This is a genomic window from Candidatus Jordarchaeum sp. (assembly GCF_052745115.1).
Window position 1 is genome coordinate 1 of sequence record NZ_JBRAKS010000300.1, and the last position, 4,839, is coordinate 4,839.

5 protein-coding genes are annotated in these 4,839 nt (G+C 40.8%); all 5 read left to right on the forward strand.

The annotated features are described in order from the left end of the window. Positions 1-140 precede the first annotated feature (140 nt). The 5 genes from ACUVXA_RS16475 (at position 141) to ACUVXA_RS16495 (ending at position 4,738) form a co-directional block, all read left to right on the forward strand. On the forward strand, positions 141-1,604 hold the full coding sequence (locus ACUVXA_RS16475) for an acetate--CoA ligase family protein (protein WP_445872378.1): 1,464 nt from the start codon (positions 141-143) through the stop codon (positions 1,602-1,604). A 113-nt stretch (positions 1,605-1,717) separates the two neighbouring features. Beyond that, entirely contained in the window at positions 1,718-3,157 is a 1,440-nt protein-coding gene (locus ACUVXA_RS16480; RefSeq protein ID WP_445872379.1) for an acetate--CoA ligase family protein, read from the forward strand. A 160-nt stretch (positions 3,158-3,317) separates the two neighbouring features. After that, on the forward strand, positions 3,318-4,118 hold the full coding sequence (locus ACUVXA_RS16485; protein WP_445872380.1) for a hypothetical protein: 801 nt from the start codon (positions 3,318-3,320) through the stop codon (positions 4,116-4,118). Between the two features lie 98 nt (positions 4,119-4,216). After that, positions 4,217-4,471, forward strand: a complete 255-nt coding sequence (locus tag ACUVXA_RS16490; protein ID WP_445872381.1) for an Lrp/AsnC ligand binding domain-containing protein — start codon at positions 4,217-4,219, stop codon at positions 4,469-4,471. Positions 4,472-4,486: 15 nt separating this feature from the next. Continuing rightward, positions 4,487-4,738, forward strand: coding sequence for an Lrp/AsnC ligand binding domain-containing protein (locus ACUVXA_RS16495; protein ID WP_445872382.1), 252 nt, complete (start codon positions 4,487-4,489; stop codon positions 4,736-4,738). Positions 4,739-4,839 lie beyond the last annotated feature (101 nt).

Sequence of the window (4,839 nt, forward strand, 5' to 3'; positions counted from 1 at the left end):
GAATGGTATGATTCACACATTAACCTTACCAACCGTATTTGGCATCAGAACCTATTTTACCACCCTCCCCTTTTTTAAACCAAAAAGTTCCCCAAAATTATTTATACTGGAACTAATAACTTCGGCTTTGGCGATAACCTATGGGCAGACAAGAAAGTGATTTTGATGCTCTATTCAAACCAAGAAACATTGCGGTGGTCGGTGCCTCCAATACATTTGGAAAGATAGGGGGTGCTACCCTCGCTGCAGTTCTTTCCGGAGAATTCAGGGGCGAAATCTATCCAGTGAATCCATATGAGAACGAGGTTTTAGGATTAAAGACCTATCCCAATATCAGTTCAATTCCAGGAGACATCGACCTAGTGGTATTAACGGTACCTGCCAATACTGCTCTTGAGGTTTTAAGAGAATGTGAGAGGAAAGGGGTCAAAGCTTGTATTATGATTACTGCCGGTTTTAAGGAGGTGGGAGGGGAAGGAGAAAAAATGCAGAATGAGGTTTCCGAGATAGGTCGAAGAAGTGGGATGAAAATAGTGGGCCCTAACTGTATGGGGGTGTATAGTGCTTCTGGAAATCTCATCGCGATCATGAGTCCTGTAAATCCGAATAAGGGAAATATCGCTATGGTTTCACAGTCCGGAACTCTGGGCATGGTACTTATGGATTCCATCTCCAGAACCGGAGCGGGCTTCACAAAATTTGTGAGCAGCGGAAACGAAGCGGTATTAAAATTAGAAGACTACTTAGACTATTATAGCAGTGATCTTGAAGCACGAGTGGTTGTGGCTTTTATAGAGGGGGTCCGGGACGGTAAAAGATTCAGGGATATAGCAAGAGAACTGAGCAGGAAGAAGCCGTTTATAGCAATTAAGGCGGGTAAAACGAAAGCCGGTTCTGAAGCCGCTCATTCTCATACTAGTTCAATTGCTGGTTCAATTCAGGTTTTTCGCTCAGTAGCAAAACAGACTGGAATTATTTTGGCAGAAAATAGTGATGAACTGGTGGATTATGCTACGGCCTTTGCTAAGTGCCCACTACCCGAAGGAAGAAGAGTGGGAATCCTAAGTGGGGCTGGAGGGTGGGCAGTATTATCGGCTGATGCTTGCGAAGAATACGGATTACAGGTACCTCCTTTGCCAGCAAACGTGGTGGACAAGATTAGTGAGCTGGCTCCGAGTTACTGGAGTCGCAGGAACCCCATAGACCTAGTTTCTAGCCTAGATATAAACCTCTTCAAATTATGTGGTGAGATTCTTTTCGAAGAGGACGTAGTTGACACATTACTATATGCATACATAGCTTACGATTTTTCAAGTTCATTTGATCCTCTTTCTAAGATATCGATTTTTAGCGAGGAAGAGATTGAGACTTTTAAAAAAGGTTCTAGGTGGTTTATGAGAACTCTAGCGGAAAGCGCATCAAGTGTAAGTGAGAAGTACGGGAAACCGGTTTTATTTGTAACTCGTGACAGTGAAGTGTATAATGTTCTGAGAAACAGCAGAGTGCCAGTTTTCGGAAGTCCCATAAGGGCGGTAAAATGTATTGCAAAAATGGTGGAGTATCAAGAATATTTAGAGAGAATCATGAAAGCGGAAAATAAATAAATTATTTTAAGTAGTGTTTCGGCGTGTTTGCCTTTCTCATAATTTAATTTGTTTTTAATGTTGAGAAAAAGTATTTATAACATTTTTATATAAGCTCGCCTGTGGTGGCATTTATGAATAGCGACTATGATCTAAAACCGCTATTTGAGCCCAGAATTGTTGCAGTCATTGGGGCAACAGATGTTCCACGCAAAATTGGAAATAGCGTTATTTCTAATCTGATTTTTGGCGGATTCAAGGGCCAAGTCTTTCCTGTAAATCCCAATATGGAGAAAGTCCACGGAGTGGAAACCTACCCAAAAATCACCGACATACCAAAGGAAGTGGATCTTGCCGTTATCGTCATCCCAGCAGAATATGTTCTACAAGTATTTCGAGAGTGTGCTGAGAAGAGAGTAAAAGCATGCATTATAATAACCGCGGGCTTCGGTGAAGTGGATGAACGCGGCAAACAAATGCAGGAAGAAATCGCAAAAATAGCAGAGGAAAATCGGATAGCAACAGTAGGTCCCAACTGTATGGGCATTATCAATAATTCTTTGAGTTTGAATACTCTGATGGCTACTAGTTTTCCGCCTGCTGGAAATATTAGTATGGTGAGTCAGAGTGGTACTGTAGGTTTAGTTCTTATGGGGGAGATGGCTAGGATGGGTGGAGGGATTTCCAAGTTTGTTAGTAGTGGGAATGAGGCGGTCTTAAAAATAGAAGATTTTTTGGAATATTTTGCTTATGATCCGGATACGAAGGTTGTGGCGGCTTTTATAGAAGGTGTACGCAACGGTGAAAAGTTTTTGAGAGTTACACGGGAGTTGACTAAAAGGAAGCCTTTTATAGTTATTAAGGCGGGTAGAACTAGTGCGGGTGCTAGTGCAGCTCGCTCGCATACGGCTTCAGTTGCGGGGGCTACTGAGATTTTTAATGCTGTGGCTAAGCAGAACAATATTATTGTTTGTGAGGGCACTGAGGATCTTATTGATTATTCGGTGGCTTTTTCGATGGGGACCCTACCTCGGGGGGGAAGGGTGGGTATTATTACTCCGGGTGGAGGTTGGGGGGTTTTAGCTGCTGATGCTTGTGAGGAGTTTGGGCTTGAGGTGCCTAGGTTGCCGCAGAGTGTTATTGATAGGATAAGTGAGAGGGCTCCTCCTTATTGGAGTCATGGTAATCCCATAGATCTGGCAGCTACGCGTGATGTGGATACGCTGGCTTGGAGTGGTGATATTCTGTTTGAGAATGATGTTGTTGATTCGTTGATTATTCAGTTTTTTGCGGGAGACCTTTCGGTTATGGTTAAAAACTGGAGGGAGAGGGGTAGCATGAGTGAGGAGTATCTTAATATGATGGAACAGATTTATCGACAGATGATGGAAAAAATTGCCATTGAATCGGCTAAGCTTGTAGAAAAATATCAAAGACCTGTATTTAGTATAACAAAGGACACAGAGTTCACCCAGATGCTCGTGAGTCGAGGTGTTCCAGCATATTCTGATCCTAGGAGAGCGGCTAAATCCCTTCGTAAAATGGTTGAGTACAAGGAACGACTCAATAAGTAAAAGTGAAAAATATTACAAGTAATTGCGGATTGAGAAAATCCTAAAATTTTAAGGGAATGAAAGTTAGTTAATATAATTCCCTATTGTACTCAAAACATTTTATAAATTGGTTTTGTTCTAATATTATCACAGACTATTAATTTTTGGATGGTGAAAAATATTGTCAAAAACAGTAAACTACACCGTGGACTTCTGGTCTTCTAGTCTGCATGACGAAAAGATTGGAATTCGGCAGAGAGAGGTTCTTATGAGCCAGAGCCGCCAGTTTACCAAGGATATGGACTTGTATGGAGAGTTGAAGAAGGATAAGGATAAAATCGGTGTAATTGGTTATAGAAGATCGATTTGGGACGAGGCGGAGCTGAAAAGTGTTTTTGATCAGAGATTGGTTATCAAGGCTTTTAAACAGTCAGCGCAGGAAAACATTGATTGGTATGGCAGCATTGAGGAGCTGGTTGGCAAGGAGATTGCGAAATCCTTTGGTACAGGTGAACCACTTACAGTATTTGCCATAATCTTGGATGTTGATAAGTTTGTGCACACGGTGGAGAAGGTTTATCGGGGTAAGCTTAGGACGGACACCTACGCTTTGAACATATACAATGAAGGAAGTGGAACCTATGAGGCGTACAAGATTATTGGAAAGCGTGTGTCTCTAGGAACGGATTACAGAATTTTCAATGCGGAAAAGAATAAGGAAGTTGGGCTAATTGATGCCAAGATAGCAAATATCGGTGGTAAATGTGATATAAAAATTATGGATGCAAAATTGTCCGAAAATGATACTCTGATTAGAAGTCTTATGTTGTTTACGGCGACTCTAAAGTTTCAGGGAGATATTGAGAATCGTATCTTGAAAATTTTGAAGGAAATTGAGGCGGGAAAGCTGAAAATTAAACCGGATGATGAAGAGCTTGGATTAATGCGTAATCCCAGATACTTGAAGACCACAATTGCTTAACTCTTTTTCCTTCTGGTTCTTTTTTTATTAATTCCATGGGAAATAAATATTAAACTGTATGTTGGTTAAGAAATATATCACTTTGTGAGGAGATGGAGATGTACGTTCTTTTACTGGAAATGAGTGTTATACCCGGAACTGAGGATGCTGTTTTCGAAAAGATTCATGCCGCACCTGAGGTAAAGGAGTCTCATTTGGTTACGGGAGATCATGATATCGTCGCCATTATAGCCTCTGATAATCTGAGAAGAATTTATGATATTGTTATGAATATCAGAAAACTGAGAGAAATAGTGAAAACTAAAACTCTGCCAGTGATGAAGGTTTGGAAATCAGCTTTGATAGATGTATGAGGATGGTGAGGAGAGATGATGGCGTTTATGATTTTTGATATTAAGCCAGGAGCTGAGCAAGAGGTTTTAAAAGCTTTAGAGGAAGATGAGGCGGTAAGAGACATTTACGTAATTGCTGGAGAGCATGATTTGGTAACGATTGTGAGTCTCCCAGAATACAACGCAATATATGAATGGCTGGTAAAGGCCCGACAACTACCAAGTGTAATACATATTAAATGCTACTTGTGCATGGACACTATTGCCCCTCGAAAGACGCAAAAATAAAAAATTGCTTTATTTCCATTTTGCTTTTTTTAGTGCATATTGTTAAATCCATATATTCAGACGAAACTCCTATATGGGTATTTGTTGATATATAACTTATG

Coding starts and splice junctions, on each gene's coding strand:
- ACUVXA_RS16495 (WP_445872382.1), top strand. CDS start 4,487: ATGATGGCGTTTATGATTTTTGATATTAAGCCAGGAGCTGAGCAAGAG.
- ACUVXA_RS16475 (WP_445872378.1), top strand. CDS start 141: ATGGGCAGACAAGAAAGTGATTTTGATGCTCTATTCAAACCAAGAAAC.
- ACUVXA_RS16480 (WP_445872379.1), top strand. CDS start 1,718: ATGAATAGCGACTATGATCTAAAACCGCTATTTGAGCCCAGAATTGTT.
- ACUVXA_RS16490 (WP_445872381.1), top strand. CDS start 4,217: ATGTACGTTCTTTTACTGGAAATGAGTGTTATACCCGGAACTGAGGAT.